The following is a 20,951-nucleotide window of genomic DNA, read 5'->3' on the forward strand; positions in this document are numbered from 1 at the left end:
CGATACAAGGGAGTTTTACTGGACTGACCGGCCTGAACAGTTATGCATTCGATCCCGCTAGCAGTACCCGAAGCCGCCTTCCAGGCCATTCGCAAATTGATTGCCGAACAGGGCTACGCCCCCGGCGACAGCCTGCCTTCACAGAGGGATCTGGCTTTGCGCCTGGGCGTGAGTCGAGCGTCTTTGCGCGAGGCGCTGTCCTCCCTCAGCGCGCTGGGTGTGGTCAGTGTGCAACCGGGAAAAGGGGTGTTCGTCCAGGCGATTTCCGAACCAGAACAGGGCGTGAGTGGATTTTCCTGGCCTTTCGCCGCCCAAGTGTCGCCAGCCGATACTTTTCAACTGCGCTATGCCCTCGAAGGTTTCGCGGCAAGCCTGGCGGCGTTGACCCTGACCGCCGATGAGCTGGACGTGCTGGAGGACAACGTCGAAGCCATGCGCGCCGAATTGCGGGCGGGCGACTTCGATAAGGCGGCGCGGCTCGACTTCGATTTCCATAGGCAGATTCTCGTGGCCAGCGGTAATCAGGCTATGCTCGGGATCGTCACGGCGAGCGCTGATATCTTCCTGGAGAGCCAGAAGCTGCCGTTTATCCGGGCGGAGCGCGCCATGGAAACCTGGCAGGAACACCGAAAAATTCTCCGCGCCCTTGCACGGCATGCGTCGGGTCCGGCACAGAAGGCCATGCACGAGCACATTAGGGGCGCGGCATTGCGCACCGGCATCGCTTTCGTTTCTCCCGCCGATTGAAAGCTGGGCTATAACCACACTCATGCATCACCATAGCTAGACTCAATCAACCTCGGCTTCCTGAACGCAGTCAGTCCCGTTATGATGAGCGACGATTTTTAGCCTACGACCTCGGAGACTTCCATGAGTAGCGACCTTATCAAACACGTCAGCGACGCCAGCTTCGAAGAAGAAGTTCTCAAGGCTGCCGGCCCCGTCCTCGTTGATTACTGGGCTGAGTGGTGTGGTCCGTGCAAGATGATCGCCCCGGTCCTGGACGAGATCGCCGGTACCTACGCTGGCAAGCTGACAATCGCCAAGCTGAACATCGACGAAAACCAGGAAACGCCAGCCAAGCACGGCGTGCGCGGTATCCCGACGCTGATGTTGTTCAAGAACGGCAACGTCGAGGCCACCAAGGTGGGCGCTCTGTCGAAATCGCAATTGATGGCGTTTCTTGACGCCAATATCTGAGACACTTAAAGCCCCGCAAGTTGCGGGGTTTTTTATGGGTGCAGGACTAGACGCCCTGAAAGTCCGGTGTTACATTCGGCCCCGCAATGGTTTCTCCATTGCCCCCTGCTAGCCGTCGCCGACGCTCTCCTTTCGAATTAGTACGCGATCCTGTCGCCTTCTCTGCGGCGCGGCCTCATTAAGCCAAAAGCTTAATTCCCCCTCCATACATGATTACGTCATTCCTATATGAACCTGACTGAACTCAAGCAAAAGCCGATTACCGATCTGCTCGAAATGGCCGAACAGATGGGCATAGAAAATATGGCCCGTTCGCGCAAGCAGGATGTGATTTTCTCCCTGCTGAAAAAGCATGCCAAAAGTGGCGAGGAAATTTCCGGTGATGGCGTGCTGGAGATTCTCCAGGACGGCTTCGGTTTTCTCCGCTCTGCAGACGCCTCCTATCTCGCCGGCCCTGACGATATCTACGTCTCTCCCAGCCAGATCCGCCGTTTCAACCTGCGCACTGGCGACACCATCGTCGGCAAGATCCGTCCGCCTAAGGAGGGCGAGCGTTACTTCGCTCTGCTCAAGGTCGACACGATCAACTACGATCGCCCGGAGAACGCGAAGAACAAGATTCTTTTCGAAAACCTGACGCCGTTGTTCCCGACCATTCGTATGAAGATGGAAGTCGGTAACGGCTCCACCGAAGACCTTACTGGCCGGGTGATCGATCTTTGCGCCCCGATCGGTAAAGGTCAGCGTGGCCTGATCGTTGCGCCGCCCAAGGCCGGCAAGACCATCATGCTGCAGAACATCGCGTCGAACATCACGCGTAACAACCCGGAAGTGCATCTGATCGTTCTGCTGATCGATGAGCGTCCGGAAGAAGTGACCGAAATGCAGCGCACTGTGCGCGGCGAAGTGGTTGCCTCGACGTTCGACGAGCCACCAACCCGGCACGTACAGGTCGCCGAAATGGTGATCGAGAAGGCCAAGCGCCTGGTCGAGCACAAAAAGGATGTGGTCATCCTGCTCGACTCCATCACGCGTCTGGCTCGCGCCTACAACACCGTGATCCCGAGCTCCGGCAAGGTCCTCACGGGTGGTGTCGATGCTCACGCCCTGGAGAAACCGAAGCGTTTCTTCGGTGCTGCACGGAACATCGAAGAAGGCGGCTCGCTGACCATCATCGCCACCGCGCTGGTTGAAACCGGCTCGAAGATGGATGAAGTGATCTACGAAGAGTTCAAAGGCACGGGCAACATGGAACTGCCTCTGGATCGCAAGATCGCTGAAAAGCGTGTGTTCCCGGCGATCAACATCAACCGTTCCGGTACCCGCCGCGAAGAGTTGCTGACCGCTGATGACGAGCTGCAACGGATGTGGATCCTGCGCAAACTGCTGCACCCGATGGACGAAGTCGCTGCTATCGAGTTCCTGATCGATAAGCTCAAGCAGACCAAGACCAACGACGAGTTCTTCCTGTCGATGAAGCGTAAATAACAGGCTGAGCCGTGTGAAAAGAATGGTGTCCTCAGGGGCACCATTTTTTTTGAGCGAAAATACCTGTTGAGGGCCGCTATTACGTGTTCATGAGCTGCCGCCGATCCTCAGAGCAGGTAGGATATGCATCTATTTTATGAATGGCCTGGTCAATGAAGTTCAAGGATCTTCGGGATTTCGTGCAGCAGCTTGAGCAGCGCGGAGAGTTGAAACGCATTCAGGTACCTGTCTCGCCGGTGCTGGAAATGACGGAAATTTGCGACCGGACCTTGCGCAACAAAGGACCGGCTCTGCTCTTCGAAAACCCCATCGGCTATGACATTCCCGTACTCGGCAACCTATTCGGCACGCCCGAACGCGTGGCCATGGGTATGGGCGCCGAAGCGGTGAGCGAACTGCGTGAAATCGGCAAGCTGCTGGCGTTCCTCAAGGAGCCAGAGCCGCCCAAGGGCCTGAAAGACGCCTGGTCGAAGCTGCCGATCTTCCGAAAAATCATCGCCATGGCACCCAAGGTCGTCAAGGATGCGCCGTGCCAGGAAGTGGTCATCGAAGGCGATGATGTCGATCTCGGCATGCTGCCGGTACAGACTTGCTGGCCAGGCGATGTCGGCCCGTTGATTACCTGGGGTCTGACCGTCACCAAAGGCCCGAACAAGGACCGGCAGAACCTCGGCATTTATCGTCAGCAAGTGATTGGCCGTAACAAGGTCATCATGCGCTGGCTCAGCCACCGTGGCGGCGCGCTGGACTTCAGAGAGTGGTGCGAGAAACACCCAGATCAGCCGTTCCCGGTTTCGGTGGCGCTCGGTGCAGACCCTGCGACTATCCTCGGTGCAGTCACGCCGGTGCCTGACAGCCTGTCCGAATATGCCTTCGCCGGTTTGCTACGGGGCAATCGTACCGAGCTGATCAAGTGCCGCGGCAACGACCTGCAAGTGCCGGCCAGCGCAGAAATCGTTCTGGAAGGCGTGATCCATCCCGGCGAAATGGCCGATGAAGGGCCTTACGGCGACCACACCGGCTACTACAACGAAGTCGACAGCTTCCCGGTGTTCACCGTCGAACGCATCACCCATCGGATCAAACCGATCTACCACAGCACCTACACCGGTCGGCCGCCTGATGAGCCGGCGATTCTCGGCGTAGCATTGAACGAAGTCTTCGTACCGATTCTGCAAAAGCAGTTTCCAGAGATTACCGATTTCTATCTGCCGCCTGAAGGCTGCTCCTACCGCATGGCCATAGTGACCATGAAGAAGCAGTATCCGGGCCATGCCAAGCGCGTAATGCTTGGCGTCTGGTCGTTTCTGCGACAGTTCATGTACACCAAGTTCGTTATCGTCACGGATGACGACATCAATGCCCGGGACTGGAACGACGTGATCTGGGCCATCACCACACGCATGGACCCCAAGCGTGACACGGTGATGATCGACAACACGCCAATCGACTATCTGGATTTCGCATCGCCGGTTTCCGGGCTGGGTTCGAAGATGGGCCTGGACGCAACGCATAAATGGCCGGGTGAGACCACGCGCGAGTGGGGTCGAGTTATCGTCAAGGATGAGGCGGTGACACGCCGGATCGACGATATCTGGAATCAGTTAGGAATAGATTGATGCGCGTAACCTTGCAGCCGTCTGGTGCGGTGCTGAAGATGTTGCCCGGCGAGCGGATACTCGACGCCGCGCAACGCCTCGGCTATGAATGCCCGCAAAGCTGCCGGAATGGTAATTGCCATATTTGTGCCGCGCTGTTGGTCGAAGGCCGGGTTTTACAGGCAGGTGAGGCGCTTGATCATGGCGAGTTCTACACCTGCCTGGCCGAGCCCCTGCAAGACTGCGTCGTCATGTGGGACGGTGTGCTGGCGCTTGGCGAACTGCCGGTGCGCAAGCTGGCCTGTCAGGTGAGCGAGTGCGTTGCAGTCGGTGGCGATGTGTGGCGGGTTGGCCTGCGGGCTCCGGCCGGCAAACCACCGCGCTATCACGCAGGCCAGTACATGATGATCGAGCGTGAGAATGGCGAGAAGTCTGCGTTTTCCATGGCCTCGGCCCCCCACAACGGACGCGATCTTGAGTTGCATGTACTGGCGCGCGAAGCCAGTGCCCAGAGCCTGATCGAACAACTGCAGCGCAATAGCATCCTGCGCATCGAATTGCCCTATGGCGATGCCAACCTTGCTGAGCTGCCGGACGGTCCGCTGGTCCTGATTGCCGCGGGTACGGGGATGGCGCAGATGCACAGCCTGATCGAGCACTGTCGCGCCAAGGGCTTCAAGCACCCCGTGCATCTGTACTGGGGCGTGCGGCGTCCGGAAGAGTTCTACGAATTGTCCCATTGGGACGAATGGCAACAATTGACTAATCTGCACTTGCACAAGGTAGTCAGCGACCTGTGCGGTTGGGAAGGGCGTTGCGGCATGCTCCATGAGGCGGTGTGTGAAGACTTCAGCGATCTGTCGTCGGTGACCGTCTACGCCAGCGGCTCTCCGGCGATGATCTACGCCACCCTCGATGCTTTGGTGAGCGCCGGTATGGACGCGCATCAGATGCGTGCCGATGTCTTCGCCTATGCGCCCAGACCCTAGAAGCGGACCCCAACGTTGACCATCGTCGCCATCAAGCCCAGCAGAACCACTTCGGTCGTGACGGGGCCGAGGTTTACGCCTACCGATGGAATGATCGCCGGGGCTACGCCAAAGCGATTCAGCGGAAGCTTGTCGCGGTATTCGCCACGGTAGCCATAAATCAGCCCGCCCGTGACCTTCAGATAGACCGGATAGTCGGCGCTCTCATAGCGCTTGCCTACGTAGCCGTAGGCCGACTGTTGGCGAAACGAGTTGCGAAAGCTCGCCGCCCCGTAGACCAGGCCTGAGGCTTCGTTGCGCTCCAGCCCGATCAGATTTTGACGATCATTGTGCTCAGAGTCCGAGGAAAAATGGTGGGTGTAGACGCTGGTCTGAACAAGCCAGAAGCTGTTGCGATTGTCTTGCGACTCTTCCGCGGCCTGCGTGCAGGTTGCCGAACTTAACAAAAGTGCGGCTAACACCGTGCCCTTGACTGATCTGCCCATCATTGTTCCTCCTCTCGGCCATTTATTGCCAAGGGCGGCTTTATACGCAGCTGTTGTATTGCTTGAAAGGTTTAATCTGCTCCAAATTGTGTGGGAATGTTCCAAAATTTTTGGCGGGGGGGATGAGCGGACGGTCGTTTGCCGGCTTATCCGCGCTTTATCCGGGGCAACAGACTTTGGCAATGGATTACTAATTGCATGCCATTTTCAAGTGTTTTGGCACTGCAACGTGACTGATAAGCCTCCGGCAAAGTCAGATACACAGGCATCCTGCGGTGCCGCGGGGTGTTCTACGACGCAAAGGTCAGCAACAACTGGCAGCAGTCATGCCAGGGGGGAACCAAATGGGGAATCAATTCAATAGCTTGATGACGGCTGCCCATGCCGGTCTGGAACTCAGTTACCCGCCGGTGATTGATCTAGGGCCGCAACTGACGCGCGAACAGCTGATGAACTCGATGCACGCGACCATGAAGCTGCATCAGGGTGGCCCGGTCTGGTTGTTCGCCTACGGCTCCCTGATCTGGCGCCCTGAATGCTCCGCCGTGGAGCGACAGCGCGGACGGGTGCACGGTTATCATCGCGGCTTGTACCTTTGGTCCCACGAACATCGCGGCACCCCCGAACTTCCCGGCCTGGTGTTTGGCCTGGATCGCGGCGGCTCATGCAGCGGCTTCGCCTATCGCCTGCCTGAAGACTGCCTGCAAGAGTCGCTACTGGCGCTCTGGCAGCGCGAGATGCCGTATCCCTCCTATCGACCCCACTGGCTCAGCTGCCGCCTTGAAGACGGTACCCGGGTTCAGGCATTGGGGTTCGTGCTGGAACGTCATCTGCCCAGCTACGCTGGCAACCTGCCGGATAGTGTACTGAGCCAAGTGCTCGCCAACGCATGCGGCCGCTCCGGCACCACCCGCGACTACGTCGAACAAACCGCCAACGCTTTACGTAGTCACGCCATGCCGGATCTCAACCTGGAAGCGCGACTCAAGCGTTGTTGGGGTGATCAGGTGACGGCGCTGGCGGAAGCCTGTCAGCTCTGATGCTTTCATAGCAGGCAAGCCTGCCTCCTACAGGAATTTGCGATAAATCCGTGGGAGCGAATTTATTCGCGAATGGCTTGACGCGGTGTGCCTGAAACACCCCATTCGCTATTGAGGAACACAAGGGTGGTTCAGACAATCAGGCTCAGCGAACGCTAACCACCACCTTCCCAACCGCCTTCCTCTGCCCCAGCGCATTAATCGCCTCGGCGGCTTTGTCTAGCGGATACACCTGAGAAACCAAAGGCTTCAACTTCCCTTCCGCATACCACCCAAACAACTGCTGGAAGTTAGCCGCATTATCCAGTGGCTGCCGCTGAGCAAACGAGCCCCAGAAAACCCCAACCACCGATGCGCCTTTCAATAAAGCCAGGTTAACCGGCAACTCGGGAATCCGCCCACTGGCGAACCCGACCACCAACAAGCGCCCATTCCAGGCAATCGAGCGCACAGCCTGATCAAACAGATCACCACCCACCGGGTCGTAGATCACATCAGCGCCCAACCCATTGGTAAGCCGTTTGATTTCGTCTTTGAGGTTGGTTTCGCTGTAGTTGATCAGTTCGTCAGCACCAGCAGCTTTGGCGACGGCGAGTTTGTCCGCACTGCTGGCGGCGGCGATGACTTTGGCGCCCATGGCTTTGCCGATTTCGACTGCCGCCAGGCCGACGCCGCCTGAGGCGCCGAGGACCAGCAGGGTTTCGCCGGGTTGCAGGTTGGCGCGTTGTTTGAGCGCGTGCATCGAGGTGCCGTAGGTCATGCTGAATGCGGCGGCGGTGGTGAAGTCCATCGCTTCAGGAATGGGCAGCACGTTGTAGCCGGGCACTGCGACTTGTTCGGCGAAGCTGCCCCAGCCGGTCAGGGCCATGACCCGGTCGCCGACTTTCAGGTGGCCGACCTTCTCGCCGACCGCTGAAATCACTCCCGATGCTTCGCCACCAGGGGAGAACGGGAAGGGTGGCTTGAATTGGTATTTGCCCTCGATGATCAGCGTGTCGGGGAAATTCACCCCGGCGGCGTGCACGTCCAGGACGATTTCGTTTTTCTTCGCTTCTGGACTGGCGACTTCTTCCAGCACCAGCGTTTCGGCGGGGCCGAAGGCTTTGCACAGCACGGCTTTCATCGGGCTATTCCTTTTAGAGTGATGGCCGATAAGTGTAGGTGTGTGGGTTTGTGGGTCAATCAGCATGCCCGAGCCAAATAAGCAGCCATAAGTTGCAGTAAGCTACGCAGCAAATCGGATAAGGAGTGAACTGTGAAAGCGTGGATCATCATGTTGTTGGCATTGTCACTGCCCGTGGCGGCATCAGCCGAAGAGTCCAAAGAGGGCGATGCGACCAAAGTGGCTTATGTCACCCTCAGCCCTGCTTTCGTTGGCAATTACGCCCTCGATGGCGGGCCGAAGCTTAGAGTCTACAAAGCCGATATCGCACTGCGGGTCACGGGTGTCGATGCCGAGAAGGCGGTGAAGCGCAACGAACCGCTGATTCGTAATCAGCTGGTCGCACTGTTCTCCCAGCAAACCGTCGAGACCATGAACAACGTCGATGCCAAAGAAAAGCTGCGCCAGCAAGCGCTGAAGCAGACCCAGCAGGTCATGAACGATGAAGAAGGCAAGCCGGTCGTCGAAGACTTGCTCTTCAACAACTTGATCATTCAGTAAGGCGCTGTCGGTTCTCGATCAGCGCAGCGCCAGGATCGCCTGCCATTGTTCGGCGGTCACGGGCATGACTGAGAGTCGCGTGCCTTTTTGCACCAGCGGCATCTGTTCCAGGGCGCTCTGCTGTTTGAGGTAGCTGATTTTGAGTACATTCGGGAACGCTTCGACGAAGCCGACATTCACCGCGCTCCAGCGATTTTTGTCAGCGCTGGATTTGGCGTCGAAATAAACACCGCCAGGGTCCACCGCGGTAGGGTCCGGGTAAGCGGCCTCGATGATTCGACCGATGCCGACGATACCGGGCTCCGCACAGCTGGAGTGATAGAAAAAGAACGCATCGCCCGGTGCCATCGCGCGCAGGAAATTACGCGCCTGGAAGTTGCGCACGCCATCCCAGCGGGTTTCGCCCAGACGCTGGAAGTCTTTGATCGAGAGTTCTTCTGGCTCGGATTTCATCAGCCAATAGGCCATGGGTTGCGCTCCTGTATCGAGAATTTGACAGGGTGTTAGACGATTTCATGACAAACCGACGGTCGGTTGACGCCAGCATTTGCGTGTCAGTTCGCGTTGTCGGAGAATGCCCGGGATTTTAAGCATCGCGCTGCTGCACGGACTATAAAAACCGTTGCTGACACCGTATTGATTTGCCTAAGGGGTGGCGATCGATGAAACGCAAACCGGATTTACTGTGGATATTGGTTATTTTGTTCGGTTTGGGTGTAGTGACTACGGGCTACGCGCAAAGCCTGTGGACGAACAAGGCTGATGCCCCTGTCGAGATCACTCAGCAACAGAAGCAACCGCTGCGGCGCTAAGCCTGGTCGTTCCCGCGCTCTGCGTGGGGACGTCTACGTCACTTCATACCAGCGCTTATCGGTCACCGTACCTTGTAACGGCACGTCCCAACTGGCTTGCACCAATCGTTCTATCTTCTGACATTCATGGGCCAGCCCAAGTAAAACAGGTTTTTGCCAGGCTTTTCTGCGGGCTTGATACGCCAGACTGCGGTCATAGAAGCCTCCACCCATGCCCAACCGCCCGCCGACATCATCGAAGCCTACCAACGGCAAAAGAATCAGGTCCAGTGCCCAGACCGTGCGCTGCTGTGCAGCATTGATATGGGGTTCAGGAATGCGAAAGCGGTTGGGCCTGAATTTTTCGCCACGGCGCACCTGTTGGAAAACCATCTTGGTTCGCGGCCAGGCGCTGAGCACGGGCAAATAGGTTTTCTTGCCGCGTCGTTGAGCCGCACGCAATAACAGGTGCGGATCGATTTCACCATCGTTGGGTAAATAGAGTGCGATGTGTCTGGCGCGGCGGAACAGAGGGTGTTGCGCCAGTTGCCGGTATAAGCCGCGAGCGGCCTGGCGTTGCTGGCCAGGGTTCAAGGCGCGACGAGCCTTGCGCAACTGATTGCGCAGTTGCTGACGCGAAAGGGGCGCGGGATTGGTCATCTGCGCTGATCCAGAGTCGAGTGCGGCAGGGTGGCGTACTCGTGTAGACCATCGCCAGACAGCAAGACTGGCAATGGACAGAAATAAAAGACTCCCCGACGAACCGCTGTCGGTGTAGCCCTTGAACCCGAAAGTTCAAGGTGGAGATTGCAGGAGGACTTAAGGCTTTCCGTCAAGCGGACATGCACACCGTCCCCAACGTGCAACCCCCGTGGTTGTGCGTATCGGCTCAGGGACTTGACCGACTGGCTAGCACTCCAGGGAGTGGCGCAAGTATAACCGAAACACTTCAAAAGAATCAGCCCTGACTCGAATCCGGATCGGTGGCCAGCACTAGATCAACCCTTTCCAGCAAATCGCGCACTTGCTCACGGGTCGAACCACTCGCCTGAACGTCAGGCAGATCCTGTTTGTGCAACAGGTCATGAGTGATGTTCAGCGCGGCCATCACGGCGATGCGGTCGGCGCCGATGACTTTGCCGCTGCTGCGGATTTCGCGCATCTTGCCGTCCAGATAACGCGCCGCGCTGACCAGATTGGTGCGCTCTTCCTGAGGGCAGATGATCGAATACTCTTTGTCGAGAATCTGAACGGTAACGCTGTTGCTTGAACTCATGAGTCTTGCTCCAGGGCTTTTAGGCGCGAAATCATCGACTCGACCTTATGCCGGGCGATTTCGTTTTTTTCAATGAGGTGAGCGCGTTCCTCGCGCCAGGATTTTTCCTGAGCTAGTAAGAGCCCATTTTGGCTTTTAAGTTGCTCGACACGTTTAATCAGCAACTCTAGTCGAGCCATCAGTGCTTGCAGATCGGTGTCTTCCATTGTTTCCCACTGAATACTTTCTGATGAATGGCGCAGGAGCTGGCGCTTTGATGCTCGTTAAAAATAGCGGGCTCGATAGTCTTGGCGCGTCTACGGGTGCAATTGCTGGAAATAAATGAGCGCACGCCCTAGGATACAAGGCCTTCATTCTAGACATTGCGCCGCTTGGCGCCTAGTTACCCATGCCTATTCAGAATTCTCCGTATAAAGCTTTCGCCACCCTGCTTAGCAGCAGCGGTCATCCTGTCTCTCCGGCTGAATTGCACGGCCTTTTGCTGGGCCGCAGTTGTGCTGGGGCCGGCTTCGATGTCGATGGCTGGATGGTCGACGCAACCGAAGTACTCGGTGCCGCGCCTGAAGATAACATCCGTCAGGCGTTGATTGGTTTACAAGAAATGGTCAAAGGCGAACTTACCAGTGACGACATGACCGTTGTGCTGTTGCTGCCCAGCGATGACGCGCCCCTGGGCGAACGTGCCATCGCGCTCGGCCAATGGTGTCAGGGCTTTCTCGCCGGCTTCGGTCTGACTGCCCGCGACACCGCGATCAGCGCCGAAGCCATGGAGGTGTTGCAGGATCTGGCGGCTATCGCCCAGGTGCAGGACGCGCTGGAAGAGTCCGAGGACGGCGAAAGCGACTACATGGAGGTCATGGAGTACCTGCGAGTCGCACCGCTGTTACTGTTCACCGAATGCAACAAGCCCGCCGCACCCGAGCCGAAACCTTCTTTGCACTGATCATTGGCGCTGCCGGCTATCAGCCTGTCATTCAGGCGGATAGCAGGCGGCGCTCGAAAGGGGACTTCACCTGCTTATGATCCATATCCCGAAGTCGGAATACGCCCGTCGCCGCAAAGCCCTGATGGCGCAGATGGTACCCAACAGTATCGCTATTCTGCCGGCTTCAGCGGTGGCTATCCGCAATCGTGACGTCGAGCATGTCTACCGTCAGGACAGCGACTTCCAGTACCTCAGCGGCTTCCCGGAACCGGAAGCGGTGATTGTGCTGATACCCGGTCGTGAGTACGGCGAGTACGTGCTGTTCTGCCGTGAGCGCAACCCTCAGCGCGAGCTGTGGGATGGTCTACGTGCCGGGCAGGAAGGCGCCATGCGTGATTTCGGTGCGGATGATGCGTTCCCGATCAACGATATCGACGACATCCTGCCGGGCCTGATCGAAGGGCGCGAGCGGGTATACTCGGCCATGGGCAGCAACCCCGAATTCGATCGCCATTTGATGGACTGGATCAATGTGATCCGCTCCAAAGCTCATCTGGGTGCCCAGCCGCCGAACGAATTCGTTGCGCTGGATCATCTGCTGCACGATATGCGTCTGTATAAATCAGCGGCAGAAGTCAAAGTCATGCGTAGCGCTGCCGAGATTTCCGCACGCGCCCATGTGCGGGCGATGCAGGCCAGCCGCGCCGGTTTGCATGAGTTCAGCCTGGAAGCCGAGCTGGATTACGAGTTCCGCAAGGGCGGGGCGAAGATGCCCGCCTATGGCTCCATCGTTGCCTCGGGCCGCAATGCCTGCATCCTGCACTATCAGGCGAACGACGCGCTGCTCAAGGACGGGGATCTGGTGCTGATCGACGCAGGTTGCGAGATCGACTGCTACGCCAGCGACATCACGCGTACGTTCCCGGTCAGCGGCAAGTTTTCACCTGAACAGAAAGCTATTTACGAGTTGGTGCTCAAGTCGCAGGAAGCCGCGTTTGCCGCCATTGGCCCGGACAAGCACTGGAATCAGGCGCATGAAGCCACGGTGCGAGTGATTACTACCGGGTTAGTCGAGTTGGGACTGTTGCAGGGGGACGCTGACGACTTGATCGTCAGCGAGGCCTACAAAGCTTTTTACATGCACCGTGCCGGTCATTGGTTGGGCATGGATGTGCACGATGTCGGCGAGTACAAAGTCGGCGGTGAATGGCGCGTGCTGGAAGTCGGGATGACGCTGACCGTGGAGCCGGGGATTTATATCGCCCCGGATAATCAGAACGTCGCGAAGAAATGGCGCGGGATTGGTGTGCGGATCGAGGATGACGTTGTGGTGACCAAGCAAGGCTGTGACATTCTTTCTGGCGGCGCGCCCAAGACCGTCGCCGACATCGAGGCGTTGATGGCTGCTGCGCGTGCCCAAGCCGCATGAGCCGGGTCAATCTTGCAATAATTGGCGGTGGTCTGGTCGGTGCCAGTCTGGCGTTGGCCCTGCAAGCCGGCGCCAAGGCGCGTGGCTGGAAGATTGTCCTGATCGAACCTTTCGCCCCCGGTGATGCGTATCAACCAAGCTATGACGCCCGTTCGTCGGCGTTGTCGTTTGGCGCCCGGCAAATCTACGAGCGTCTGGGCCTGTGGCAACAGATCAGCCGACGCGCCGAACCGATCCTGCAAATTCAAGTGTCTGATCGTGGGCGTTTCGGTGCGGCACGCTTGTCGGCGCTGGAAGAAGGTGTGCCAGCGCTGGGTTATGTCGTGGAAAACGCCTGGCTCGGCCAATGCCTGTGGCAAGGCCTGGACAAAGACGTGATCAGTTGGCGCTGTCCGGCCGAAGTCAAGCACATGCAAGCTTTGGCCGATGGTTATCGGTTGACCCTGGATGACGAAACCGAGCTGGAGTGCGATCTGGCAGTACTCGCTGATGGCGGTCGCTCGAGCCTGCGCGAGCAATTGGGGATTGGCGTCAGGCAGCGGCCTTACAACCAGAGCGCACTGATCGCCAACATCACTCCGAGCGAAGCCCATTGCGGGCAGGCCTTCGAGCGCTTCACCGACGAAGGCCCGATGGCGCTGTTGCCACTGCCGGAAAACCGTTGTGCGTTGGTCTGGACCCGTATCGGCATGGACGCTCAGCGCCTGGCCGATCTGGACGAGCGCAGCTTCCTCAGCGAATTGCAGGGCGTGTTCGGTTACCGCCTGGGCGCGTTGCGTCAGGTCGGGGCGCGACATCTTTATCCGCTGAAGCTGGTCGAGGCCGAGGAGCAAGTGCGGCCGCATCTGGCGGTACTGGGCAACGCCGCCCATAGCCTGCACCCGATCGCCGGCCAAGGTTTCAACCTGTCGTTGCGCGACGCCAATGCATTGGCCGAAGCGCTGCTGGCCAGCAACAGCGCGCCAGGTGATTTCGCTACATTGCAGGCCTATCGGGAGCATCAGCGGCTGGATCAGCAACTGACCGTGGGTTTCTCCGATCAAGTCACGCGGCTGTTCGGCAGCACTCAGCCTTTGGTCAGCACCGGGCGCAATCTGGGTCTGCTGGGGCTGGATCTGCTACCTCCGGCCAAACGCTGGTTCGCCCGTCAGGCCATGGGTTTGGGGACTCGATCCGATGTTTGACGCCCGGATTCTTAAAACACGGCTCACGCCACACGCAGGAATGATTTAAAGCATGGAAACGCGCGCAGATCTGCTGATTGTCGGGGCTGGAATGGTCGGTAGCGCGCTTGCGCTGGCGTTACAGGACAGTGGCCTGGATATTCTGGTGCTCGATGGCAGCCCGTTGAGTATCAAACCCTTCGATCCGCAGTCAGCGTTCGAGCCACGGGTCAGCGCCTTGTCTGTTGCCAGCCAGCGGATTCTGCAGCGTTTGAATGTCTGGGACGGCATCGCCGCGCGCCGCGTCAGCCCGTATGGTGAGATGCAGGTGTGGGATGGCAGCGGCACCGGACAGATCCACTTCTCGGCCGCCAGCGTGCACGCCGAAGTACTCGGGCATATCGTCGAGAACCGCGTGGTTCAGGACGCCCTGCTAGAGCGTCTGCATGACAGCGATATCGGGCTGCTGGCCAATGCGCGACTGGAACAGATGCGTCGTTCCGGCGACGATTGGCTGCTGACACTGGCCGACGGTCGCACCTTGCGCGCGCCGCTGGTGATCGCCGCCGATGGCGCCAACTCGGCAGTACGCCGCCTCACCGGGTGCGCGACCCGGGAATGGGATTACTTGCACCACGCCATTGTCACCAGCGTACGCACCACAGACGCACATCAGCACACCGCCTGGCAGCGCTTTACCGATGAGGGGCCGTTGGCGTTTCTGCCGCTGGAGCGTGAAGGCGAGCATTGGTGCTCGATCGTCTGGTCCATTTCCCCGACTGAAGCCGAGCGCTTGATGGCGCTGGGCGATGATGATTTCTGCCGCGCCCTGGAAAAAGCCTTTGAAGGACGTCTCGGTGCAGTACTGAGCGCTGACCCGCGTTTGTGCGTTCCACTGCGCCAGCGACATGCCAAGCGCTATGTGGCCGAAGGCCTGGCGTTGATTGGCGATGCGGCGCACACCATTCATCCGTTGGCCGGGCAGGGCGTCAATCTGGGTTTCCTCGATGCCGCCGTGTTGGCCGAAGTGCTCCAGCATGCCGTCGTCCGGGGCGAGCGTCTGGCGGATGTTCGGGTACTCAGTCGTTATGAGCGTCGACGCATGCCGCATAATTTGGCGCTGATGGCGGCAATGGAAGGCTTCGAGCGCTTGTTCCAGGCTGATCCGCTGCCGCTGCGCTGGCTGCGCAACACAGGCCTTAAATGTGTCGATCAGTTGCCTGAAGCCAAGGCGATGTTCGTGCGTCAGGCGCTGGGTTTGTCCGGTGACCTCCCAGCCTTGGCGCAGCTCTAAAGGTTGATACATTTCTCTGTAGGAGCTGCCGAAGGCTGCGATCAACCGCGAAGCGGTTGTTATTTGACTAGCTGAAGGTCGTGCCGACCTTATCGCAGCCTTCGGCAGCTCCTATAGGCTCCATGCCCTCGGCGCGTCACCACGCAACATGCGGTAACTGCTCCGTTGTGAGTTTGGTTGAGATGAAAAATGGGATTCATTACCCTTTCGCCTCAACTTTGCTAACACGAGGCCACGCCCATGCAGGTAAGCAAGCGTCTTCTGACAGCCCTGACACTGACCGTGCTCGGCAGTGCCGCCCAGGCCGCCGACGAGGTCGTGGTGTACTCATCGCGAATCGATGAGTTGATCAAGCCGGTGTTCGACGCCTACACCGCCCAGACCGGCGTTCAGGTCAAATTCATCACTGACAAGGAAGCACCGCTGATGCAGCGGATCAAGGCCGAAGGCGAGCACGCCACGGCTGACCTGTTGCTCACTGTCGACGCCGGCAACCTGTGGCAAGCCGAGCAAATGGGTATTCTCCAGCCGTTTACCTCGGTCGTGATCGACACCAACATTCCCAAACAATATCGCTCGTCCACCCATAGCTGGACCGGGCTGAGCCTGCGCGCGCGGACCATCGCTTACTCCACTGATCGGGTCAAACCGGCGGATTTGTCCACGTACGAAGCGCTGGCGGGCAAGGATTGGGAAGGGCGGTTATGCCTGCGTACGGCGAAGAAGGTCTACAACCAGTCATTGACCGCGACCCTGATCGAAACCCATGGCGCCGAGCAGTCCGAAAAGATCCTCAAGGGCTGGGTCAACAACCTGTCGACTGACGTGTTCTCCGATGACACCGCCGTGCTGGAAGCGATCAATGCCGGGCAATGTGATGTCGGTATCGTCAACACCTACTACTACGGTCGCCTGCATAAGCAGAACCCGAAGCTGGCGGTGAAACTGTTCTGGCCAAACCAGTCTGACCGTGGGGTTCATGTCAATCTTTCGGGCGTCGGCCTGACCAGATACGCGCCGCATCCTGAGGCGGCCAAGGCATTGGTGGAGTGGATGACTGAGCCAACGGCGCAAAAAATCTTCGCGGGTATCAATCAGGAATTCCCTGCCAACCCGGCTGTCGCGCCGTCCGAGGAAGTCGCCAGCTGGGGTGCGTTCAAGGCCGACACCCTTCCCGTCGAAGTGGCTGGCAAGCGTCAGGCCGAGGCGATTCGCATGATGGATCGCGTCGGTTGGAATTGATTCGTTTCTTGTAAGAACCGAGTCGAGCCCTTCGCAGGCAGCCTGCTCCCACATCTATGGTTACCCCCTTTTCTGCAATACTGTTTTTGATGCGTGTTTGGCTTGCTTTAATCTATCCGGCGTCTGGGGAATATCGCACCCCGCGCCTCGATGAAAATCGCGCCCGACGACCCTTGATAGAATGACGGCTTTTTCAGCCGTGTGGGAGCCCAGGGTATTCGTCAGGCCGGTATGCCGTTCACGTCATCTGTTATCCAGCATCGCAAAACCAGGTGGGTGGTGCTCGGGTGACAGCAGGGTCAGGCGCTCATCGCGCTTGGCCCTGCATCGAATTCGCTGTGATTGGCCGCGATTGCCCAGGCAATGCGGCCTAATTTGTTGGCCAGGGCGCAGACCACATGATTGCTGTGGTGTCGGCTCAGCAGTTGGCGGACCCAGTCTGCCAACGCGCCTTTCTGTCGATCCAGAGCGATCAAATAGACCCGCGCACACTGGATTAACAACCTTCTCTGGTTGGGATCGCCGCGCTTGCTGATCCCCAAAAGTCTCGGCTTGCCGCCTGTCGTGTACTGCTTGGGCACCAACCCGATCGACGCCGAGTAGTCGCGACCACACTTGTACTGCTCGCCATCGCCCAGCTCCGAGGCCAGGACGCTGGAGGTGATCGGGCCGACGCCCGGAATTGTCATCAAACGGCGAGCCAGATCATCTTCAGCGGCTTGGCGTTTGATTTGCCGGTCCATGTCCTTGATCTTCACCTCGAGGTAATTGAAGTGGCTATGCAGCTCTAACAGCAGCGCTTTGAAAGCAGGCGGGATGCTCTTTTGATCAAGCAGGACGGGGAGCTCTCTGATTGATTTGTGGCTGGCACTCAACGCAATACCGATCTCCAGAAGGATGCAGTGAATCCGATTTGACGTCGCTATGCGGTCTCTGACGAAAGCATCGCGCACCGTAATCAACAGGCCCTGCGCTTGCCGGACTTCGGTTTTTGGCGAGACAAAATGAATATTCGGACGCTTGCGTGCTTCGTAAATCGCTTCGGCATCGGCAAAGTCATTTTTGTTGCTTTTGAGCATTGGCTTCACGTGCTTGGCGGCAATCAGCTTGGGCGTATGCCCGAGTTTGATCAGCTCACGCGCTAGAAAATGGGCACCGCCACAGGCCTCCATCACCACGGTGCAAGGGTCGAGGTTGGCAAAGAATGGCAACAGCGTCACGCGAGTGAGCTTCTTGCGAAGAATCTCCTTCTCGCGACTATCAAACTCAATAGCGTGGAAGCACTGTTTTCCCAGATCAACACTCACGACTTCTACACGATTCATGGCAATGGTCTCCGTTAGGTGCCCGATGAAAGCTTAGTGGCGTTTCACCGGGCGGGACGGGGGGTAACCATTTCATTAGAGATTGCATATTTCCTGTGGGAGCAGGCTTGCAACTACGCGTCCCGCTGCGAAGACCCATCAATAGACACCACACATCTCCCTGAGAACACCCAAGTGCCCCATCCCGCCCAACGCCGTTGGTATCCGCTGGTCTTCGGCATCGCGGCGTTGGTGCTGTTGCCGCTGAGCGTGCTGCTGTTGTCCTGGCAAAGCATCGATCAGCAGATCTGGGCGCATCTGTGGGAAACGCAGATGCCGCGCCTGTTGGGCAACACCGTGCAGTTGCTGCTGGGCGTCGGAATCGGCGTGACCGTTCTCGGTGTCAGTCTCGCGTGGTTGACCAGCTTGTGCGAGTTCCCCGGCCGTCGCTGGCTGGATTGGGCGTTGATGTTGCCGTTCGCGATTCCGGCCTATGTGCTGGCGTTTGTCTTCGTCGGCCTGCTGGATTTTGCCGGCCCGGTGCAAGCCTTGCTGCGCGAGTGGTTCGGTAGCGGCCTGCGTCTGCCGCGTGTGCGCTCCACCGGTGGGGTGATCGTCGTGCTGGTGTTGGTGTTCTATCCATACGTTTACCTGTTGGCGCGGACGGCGTTCCTCGCGCAGGGCAAGGGTTTGATGGAAGCGGCGCGAGTACTCGGCCAGTCGCCGTGGCAGGCCTTCTGGCGCGTGGCGTTGCCCATGGCGCGGCCGGCGATTGGCGCGGGTGTGGCGCTGGCGCTGATGGAAACCCTGGCGGACTTCGGTGCAGTGGCGGTGTTTAACTTCGACACCTTCACCACTGCCATCTATAAAACCTGGTACGGCTTCTTCAGCCTTTCCAGCGCAGCGCAGCTGGCCAGCCTGTTGCTGCTGACAGTCATGCTGGTGTTGTATGGCGAGCGCCGTGCCCGAGGCGCCAGTCGGCCGAGCAACGAACGCCCGCGCGTCAAGGCGTTGTATCACCTGCGCGGGGTGAAAGCGCTGGCCGCCAGTTGTTGGTGCGGTTTGGTGTTTGCCTGCGCGTTCGCGATTCCGCTGCTGCAATTGATCCTGTGGTTCTGGCAGCGTGGCCGCTTCGATCTGGATGAGCGCTACACCGGGCTGATCTTGCACACACTGTATCTGGGCGGTATGGCGGCGTTGATCACCGTCAGTGTGGCGCTGATTCTGGCTTTCGCCCGCCGTCTGGCGCCGACCAGGATAATCCGCTCTGGGGTGAGCCTGGCCAATCTCGGCTATGCGTTGCCCGGTTCGGTGTTGGCAGTGTCGATCATGTTGGCGTTCAGCTACCTCGATCGCGAACTGGTCATCCCATTGTCGGCCTGGTTCGGCGGCGCGGGTAAACCGCTGCTGCTGGGCAGTCTGGCGGCGTTGCTGCTGGCCTATCTGGTGCGCTTCATTGCGGTGGCCTACGGGCCGCTGGAAAACAGTCTGGCGCGCATTCGGCCCTCGCTCCCAGAGGCAGCACGGAGCCTGGGCGTAGGCGGCCCACGGCTGTTCTTCACGGTTTACCTGCCATTGCTGGTGCCCGGCGCCTTGAGTGCAGCGCTGCTGGTATTCGTCGATGTACTCAAAGAGATGCCTGCGACGTTGCTGATGCGGCCATTTGGATGGGATACCTTGGCCGTGCGAATCTTCGAAATGACCAGTGAAGGCGAGTGGGCGAGAGCGTCTTTGCCCGCGCTGACACTGGTGTTGGTCGGGTTGCTACCGGTCATCGGTTTGATCCGACGTTCAGCTCGTCGGATCACGTAGGTGCGGGTCTACCACCATGCGGCTACAATGCGCCGCAATCGGTGCGGTCTGTCAGACCAATCGGGTCGTTGAAATCTGCTGAAAGCCCCTGTTTACGAGGCTTTGCCCAGTGTCGCGCCTCTCCGCACCTTCGCCACGCCCGGAAGGAGAAACCCATGGGACAGCGTACGCCCCTCTTTGACCTGCATCTCGCCCTAGGCGCAAAGATGGTCGATTTTGGTGGTTGGGACATGCCATTGCATTACGGCTCACAGGTCGAGGAGCACCATCAGGTGCGCCGCGATTGTGGGGTTTTCGACGTCTCTCACATGACCGTCATCGACATTGCCGGCAGTCAGGCCAAGGCTTGGCTCCAGCATTTGCTGGCCAATGACGTCGACCGTCTGCGTCAGCCCGGCCAGGCGCTGTACAGCGCGATGCTTAACCTCGATGGTGGGGTGATCGACGACATGATCGTCTACCTCACTGACAGCGGTTATCGGCTGGTGGTGAACGCGGCGACCGGCGCCAAGGACCTGGCCTGGATGCAGGCTCATCTGGCCGGCTTCGACGTGCAACTGGTTGAACGCAGCGACCTTGCCATGCTGGCGATTCAAGGTCCGCAGGCGCGGCAAAAAATTGCCGAGCTGGTGACCAGCGCGCGCGGCACATTGATCCAGCAGCTGCAGTCCTTTGAAGGGCGCAGTGAAGGTGACTGGTTCATCGCCCGTACCGGCTACACCGGTGAAGACGGCCTGGAAATCATTCTTCCCGCCGATCAAGCCCCGGGTTTTTTCAACGATCTGGTCGGTGCCGGTATCTCTCCCATCGGCCTGGGCGCGCGCGATACCTTGCGCCTTGAAGCCGGCATGAACCTTTACGGTCAGGATATTCACGAACAAGTGTCGCCCTTGGCGGCAAACATGGCCTGGACCATCGCCTGGGAGCCTGCCGATCGCAACTTCATCGGCCGCGCTGCGCTTGAAGATGAGCGGGCTGCTGGCGTGAAATTCAAACTGGTCGGGCTGGTGCTGGAGGAGCGCGGGGTTTTGCGCGCGCATCAGGTCGTCAGAATCGCAGAAGTTGGCGAAGGGGAGATCACCAGTGGTAGTTTCTCACCTACGCTAAGCAAGTCGATTGCCTTGGCACGCGTGCCAACGGCAACCGCTGACCGGGCCGAGGTTGAAATCCGTGGCAAGTGGTATCCGGTTCGCGTGGTACAACCTACTTTCGTACGTCATGGCAAAGCCTTGATCTAACTTTCTCTGGCGGG

The 20,951-nt window shown here is 58.7% G+C and carries 22 protein-coding genes and 1 other RNA gene; 15 read left to right on the forward strand and 8 right to left on the reverse strand.

Features of this window, described 5'->3' with window-relative positions:
• Nucleotides 1-42 precede the first annotated feature (42 nt).
• The 5 genes from AC1MEE_RS26720 (at nucleotide 43) to AC1MEE_RS26740 (ending at nucleotide 5,275) form a co-directional block, all read left to right on the forward strand.
• On the forward strand, nucleotides 43-747 hold the full coding sequence (locus AC1MEE_RS26720; protein WP_480412482.1) for a FadR/GntR family transcriptional regulator: 705 nt from the start codon (nucleotides 43-45) through the stop codon (nucleotides 745-747).
• A gap of 123 nt (nucleotides 748-870) precedes the next feature.
• On the forward strand, nucleotides 871-1,200 hold the full coding sequence (gene trxA, locus AC1MEE_RS26725) for a thioredoxin TrxA (protein ID WP_480412483.1): 330 nt from the start codon (nucleotides 871-873) through the stop codon (nucleotides 1,198-1,200).
• 228 nt (nucleotides 1,201-1,428) lie between these two features.
• Nucleotides 1,429-2,688, forward strand: a complete 1,260-nt coding sequence (rho, locus tag AC1MEE_RS26730) for a transcription termination factor Rho (protein ID WP_397450888.1) — start codon at nucleotides 1,429-1,431, stop codon at nucleotides 2,686-2,688.
• A gap of 152 nt (nucleotides 2,689-2,840) precedes the next feature.
• The gene (ubiD, locus tag AC1MEE_RS26735) at nucleotides 2,841-4,307 is read left to right on the forward strand and encodes a 4-hydroxy-3-polyprenylbenzoate decarboxylase (RefSeq protein ID WP_480412484.1); all 1,467 of its coding nucleotides are present in this window, start codon (nucleotides 2,841-2,843) and stop codon (nucleotides 4,305-4,307) included.
• Nucleotides 4,307-5,275, forward strand: coding sequence for a CDP-6-deoxy-delta-3,4-glucoseen reductase (locus tag AC1MEE_RS26740; RefSeq protein WP_480412485.1), 969 nt, complete (start codon nucleotides 4,307-4,309; stop codon nucleotides 5,273-5,275). The genes ubiD and AC1MEE_RS26740 overlap by 1 nt, the downstream gene beginning before the upstream one ends.
• Here the strand turns inward: AC1MEE_RS26740 and AC1MEE_RS26745 are convergent.
• Nucleotides 5,272-5,763: a sn-glycerol-3-phosphate transporter gene (locus AC1MEE_RS26745; protein WP_480412486.1), complete on the reverse strand. Its 492-nt coding sequence runs from the start codon at nucleotides 5,761-5,763 to the stop codon at nucleotides 5,272-5,274. The two genes, AC1MEE_RS26740 and AC1MEE_RS26745, sit on opposite strands and share 4 nt — an antisense overlap.
• A gap of 341 nt (nucleotides 5,764-6,104) precedes the next feature.
• On the opposite strand from AC1MEE_RS26745, the gene AC1MEE_RS26750 reads away from it, so the two are divergent.
• Nucleotides 6,105-6,800: a gamma-glutamylcyclotransferase gene (locus tag AC1MEE_RS26750; RefSeq protein WP_480412487.1), complete on the forward strand. Its 696-nt coding sequence runs from the start codon at nucleotides 6,105-6,107 to the stop codon at nucleotides 6,798-6,800.
• A gap of 145 nt (nucleotides 6,801-6,945) precedes the next feature.
• Here AC1MEE_RS26750 and AC1MEE_RS26755 read toward each other — a convergent pair whose 3' ends face one another.
• Nucleotides 6,946-7,923 (reverse strand): NADPH:quinone oxidoreductase family protein, encoded by a 978-nt coding sequence (locus AC1MEE_RS26755; RefSeq protein WP_480412488.1) that lies wholly within the window; start codon nucleotides 7,921-7,923, stop codon nucleotides 6,946-6,948.
• Nucleotides 7,924-8,055: 132 nt separating this feature from the next.
• Between AC1MEE_RS26755 and AC1MEE_RS26760 the strand changes: the two genes are divergently transcribed.
• Nucleotides 8,056-8,463 (forward strand): flagellar basal body-associated protein FliL, encoded by a 408-nt coding sequence (locus AC1MEE_RS26760; RefSeq protein ID WP_480412489.1) that lies wholly within the window; start codon nucleotides 8,056-8,058, stop codon nucleotides 8,461-8,463.
• 18 nt (nucleotides 8,464-8,481) lie between these two features.
• Here the strand turns inward: AC1MEE_RS26760 and AC1MEE_RS26765 are convergent, their stop codons facing one another.
• A complete protein-coding gene (locus AC1MEE_RS26765) occupies nucleotides 8,482-8,931 on the reverse strand; it encodes an EVE domain-containing protein (RefSeq protein ID WP_480412490.1) in 450 nt (149 codons plus the stop codon).
• 194 nt (nucleotides 8,932-9,125) lie between these two features.
• On the opposite strand from AC1MEE_RS26765, the gene AC1MEE_RS26770 reads away from it, so the two are divergent.
• Nucleotides 9,126-9,275 (forward strand): hypothetical protein, encoded by a 150-nt coding sequence (locus AC1MEE_RS26770; RefSeq protein WP_480412491.1) that lies wholly within the window; start codon nucleotides 9,126-9,128, stop codon nucleotides 9,273-9,275.
• Nucleotides 9,276-9,308: 33 nt separating this feature from the next.
• Here AC1MEE_RS26770 and AC1MEE_RS26775 read toward each other — a convergent pair whose 3' ends face one another.
• From AC1MEE_RS26775 to AC1MEE_RS26790, 4 genes are all read right to left on the reverse strand, one after another.
• Nucleotides 9,309-9,914, reverse strand: a complete 606-nt coding sequence (locus AC1MEE_RS26775) for a 5-formyltetrahydrofolate cyclo-ligase (RefSeq protein ID WP_480412492.1) — start codon at nucleotides 9,912-9,914, stop codon at nucleotides 9,309-9,311.
• A gap of 88 nt (nucleotides 9,915-10,002) precedes the next feature.
• Nucleotides 10,003-10,181, reverse strand: a non-coding RNA gene (ssrS, locus tag AC1MEE_RS26780) — 6S RNA.
• A gap of 31 nt (nucleotides 10,182-10,212) precedes the next feature.
• Nucleotides 10,213-10,530, reverse strand: coding sequence for a cell division protein ZapA (locus tag AC1MEE_RS26785; protein WP_480412493.1), 318 nt, complete (start codon nucleotides 10,528-10,530; stop codon nucleotides 10,213-10,215).
• Complete coding sequence (locus tag AC1MEE_RS26790; RefSeq protein ID WP_480412494.1) at nucleotides 10,527-10,736, reverse strand: TIGR02449 family protein; 210 nt, start codon at nucleotides 10,734-10,736, stop codon at nucleotides 10,527-10,529. Before AC1MEE_RS26790 ends, AC1MEE_RS26785 begins: the two co-directional genes overlap by 4 nt.
• A 182-nt stretch (nucleotides 10,737-10,918) precedes the next feature.
• Between AC1MEE_RS26790 and AC1MEE_RS26795 the strand changes: the two genes are divergently transcribed.
• From AC1MEE_RS26795 to AC1MEE_RS26815, 5 genes are all read left to right on the forward strand, one after another.
• Entirely contained in the window at nucleotides 10,919-11,473 is a 555-nt protein-coding gene (locus AC1MEE_RS26795; RefSeq protein WP_480412495.1) for a YecA/YgfB family protein, read from the forward strand.
• 76 nt (nucleotides 11,474-11,549) lie between these two features.
• Complete coding sequence (pepP, locus tag AC1MEE_RS26800; protein WP_480412496.1) at nucleotides 11,550-12,884, forward strand: Xaa-Pro aminopeptidase; 1,335 nt, start codon at nucleotides 11,550-11,552, stop codon at nucleotides 12,882-12,884.
• Entirely contained in the window at nucleotides 12,881-14,068 is a 1,188-nt protein-coding gene (gene ubiH / locus AC1MEE_RS26805) for a 2-octaprenyl-6-methoxyphenyl hydroxylase (RefSeq protein WP_480412497.1), read from the forward strand. The genes pepP and ubiH overlap by 4 nt, the downstream gene beginning before the upstream one ends.
• 52 nt (nucleotides 14,069-14,120) lie before the next feature.
• Nucleotides 14,121-15,341: a 2-octaprenyl-3-methyl-6-methoxy-1,4-benzoquinol hydroxylase gene (locus tag AC1MEE_RS26810; protein ID WP_480412498.1), complete on the forward strand. Its 1,221-nt coding sequence runs from the start codon at nucleotides 14,121-14,123 to the stop codon at nucleotides 15,339-15,341.
• A gap of 240 nt (nucleotides 15,342-15,581) precedes the next feature.
• Nucleotides 15,582-16,583, forward strand: a complete 1,002-nt coding sequence (locus AC1MEE_RS26815) for an extracellular solute-binding protein (RefSeq protein ID WP_480412499.1) — start codon at nucleotides 15,582-15,584, stop codon at nucleotides 16,581-16,583.
• Between the two features lie 299 nt (nucleotides 16,584-16,882).
• Here AC1MEE_RS26815 and AC1MEE_RS26820 read toward each other — a convergent pair whose 3' ends face one another.
• Nucleotides 16,883-17,908, reverse strand: a complete 1,026-nt coding sequence (locus AC1MEE_RS26820; RefSeq protein ID WP_480412500.1) for an IS110 family RNA-guided transposase — start codon at nucleotides 17,906-17,908, stop codon at nucleotides 16,883-16,885.
• Nucleotides 17,909-18,082: 174 nt separating this feature from the next.
• On the opposite strand from AC1MEE_RS26820, the gene AC1MEE_RS26825 reads away from it, so the two are divergent.
• Nucleotides 18,083-19,699: an ABC transporter permease gene (locus AC1MEE_RS26825; RefSeq protein WP_480412501.1), complete on the forward strand. Its 1,617-nt coding sequence runs from the start codon at nucleotides 18,083-18,085 to the stop codon at nucleotides 19,697-19,699.
• Nucleotides 19,700-19,854: 155 nt separating this feature from the next.
• Nucleotides 19,855-20,937 (forward strand): glycine cleavage system aminomethyltransferase GcvT, encoded by a 1,083-nt coding sequence (gene gcvT, locus AC1MEE_RS26830; protein WP_480412502.1) that lies wholly within the window; start codon nucleotides 19,855-19,857, stop codon nucleotides 20,935-20,937.
• The last annotated feature ends 14 nt before the right edge of the window (nucleotides 20,938-20,951 follow it).

It is taken from the genome of Pseudomonas sp. ASL3, from assembly GCF_056680425.1.

Excerpts from the sequence above, each read along its gene's own strand:
- AC1MEE_RS26720 (WP_480412482.1), top strand. The coding sequence starts at position 43 with ATGCATTCGATCCCGCTAGCAGTACCCGAAGCCGCCTTCCAGGCCATT.
- trxA (WP_480412483.1), top strand. The coding sequence starts at position 871 with ATGAGTAGCGACCTTATCAAACACGTCAGCGACGCCAGCTTCGAAGAA.
- rho (WP_397450888.1), top strand. The coding sequence starts at position 1,429 with ATGAACCTGACTGAACTCAAGCAAAAGCCGATTACCGATCTGCTCGAA.
- ubiD (WP_480412484.1), top strand. The coding sequence starts at position 2,841 with ATGAAGTTCAAGGATCTTCGGGATTTCGTGCAGCAGCTTGAGCAGCGC.
- AC1MEE_RS26740 (WP_480412485.1), top strand. The coding sequence starts at position 4,307 with ATGCGCGTAACCTTGCAGCCGTCTGGTGCGGTGCTGAAGATGTTGCCC.
- AC1MEE_RS26745 (WP_480412486.1), bottom strand. The coding sequence starts at position 5,763 with ATGATGGGCAGATCAGTCAAGGGCACGGTGTTAGCCGCACTTTTGTTA.
- AC1MEE_RS26750 (WP_480412487.1), top strand. The coding sequence starts at position 6,105 with ATGGGGAATCAATTCAATAGCTTGATGACGGCTGCCCATGCCGGTCTG.
- AC1MEE_RS26755 (WP_480412488.1), bottom strand. The coding sequence starts at position 7,923 with ATGAAAGCCGTGCTGTGCAAAGCCTTCGGCCCCGCCGAAACGCTGGTG.
- AC1MEE_RS26765 (WP_480412490.1), bottom strand. The coding sequence starts at position 8,931 with ATGGCCTATTGGCTGATGAAATCCGAGCCAGAAGAACTCTCGATCAAA.
- AC1MEE_RS26770 (WP_480412491.1), top strand. The coding sequence starts at position 9,126 with ATGAAACGCAAACCGGATTTACTGTGGATATTGGTTATTTTGTTCGGT.
- AC1MEE_RS26775 (WP_480412492.1), bottom strand. The coding sequence starts at position 9,914 with ATGACCAATCCCGCGCCCCTTTCGCGTCAGCAACTGCGCAATCAGTTG.
- AC1MEE_RS26785 (WP_480412493.1), bottom strand. The coding sequence starts at position 10,530 with ATGAGTTCAAGCAACAGCGTTACCGTTCAGATTCTCGACAAAGAGTAT.
- AC1MEE_RS26790 (WP_480412494.1), bottom strand. The coding sequence starts at position 10,736 with ATGGAAGACACCGATCTGCAAGCACTGATGGCTCGACTAGAGTTGCTG.
- AC1MEE_RS26795 (WP_480412495.1), top strand. The coding sequence starts at position 10,919 with ATGCCTATTCAGAATTCTCCGTATAAAGCTTTCGCCACCCTGCTTAGC.
- pepP (WP_480412496.1), top strand. The coding sequence starts at position 11,550 with ATGATCCATATCCCGAAGTCGGAATACGCCCGTCGCCGCAAAGCCCTG.
- ubiH (WP_480412497.1), top strand. The coding sequence starts at position 12,881 with ATGAGCCGGGTCAATCTTGCAATAATTGGCGGTGGTCTGGTCGGTGCC.
- AC1MEE_RS26810 (WP_480412498.1), top strand. The coding sequence starts at position 14,121 with ATGGAAACGCGCGCAGATCTGCTGATTGTCGGGGCTGGAATGGTCGGT.
- AC1MEE_RS26815 (WP_480412499.1), top strand. The coding sequence starts at position 15,582 with ATGCAGGTAAGCAAGCGTCTTCTGACAGCCCTGACACTGACCGTGCTC.
- AC1MEE_RS26820 (WP_480412500.1), bottom strand. The coding sequence starts at position 17,908 with ATGAATCGTGTAGAAGTCGTGAGTGTTGATCTGGGAAAACAGTGCTTC.
- gcvT (WP_480412502.1), top strand. The coding sequence starts at position 19,855 with ATGGGACAGCGTACGCCCCTCTTTGACCTGCATCTCGCCCTAGGCGCA.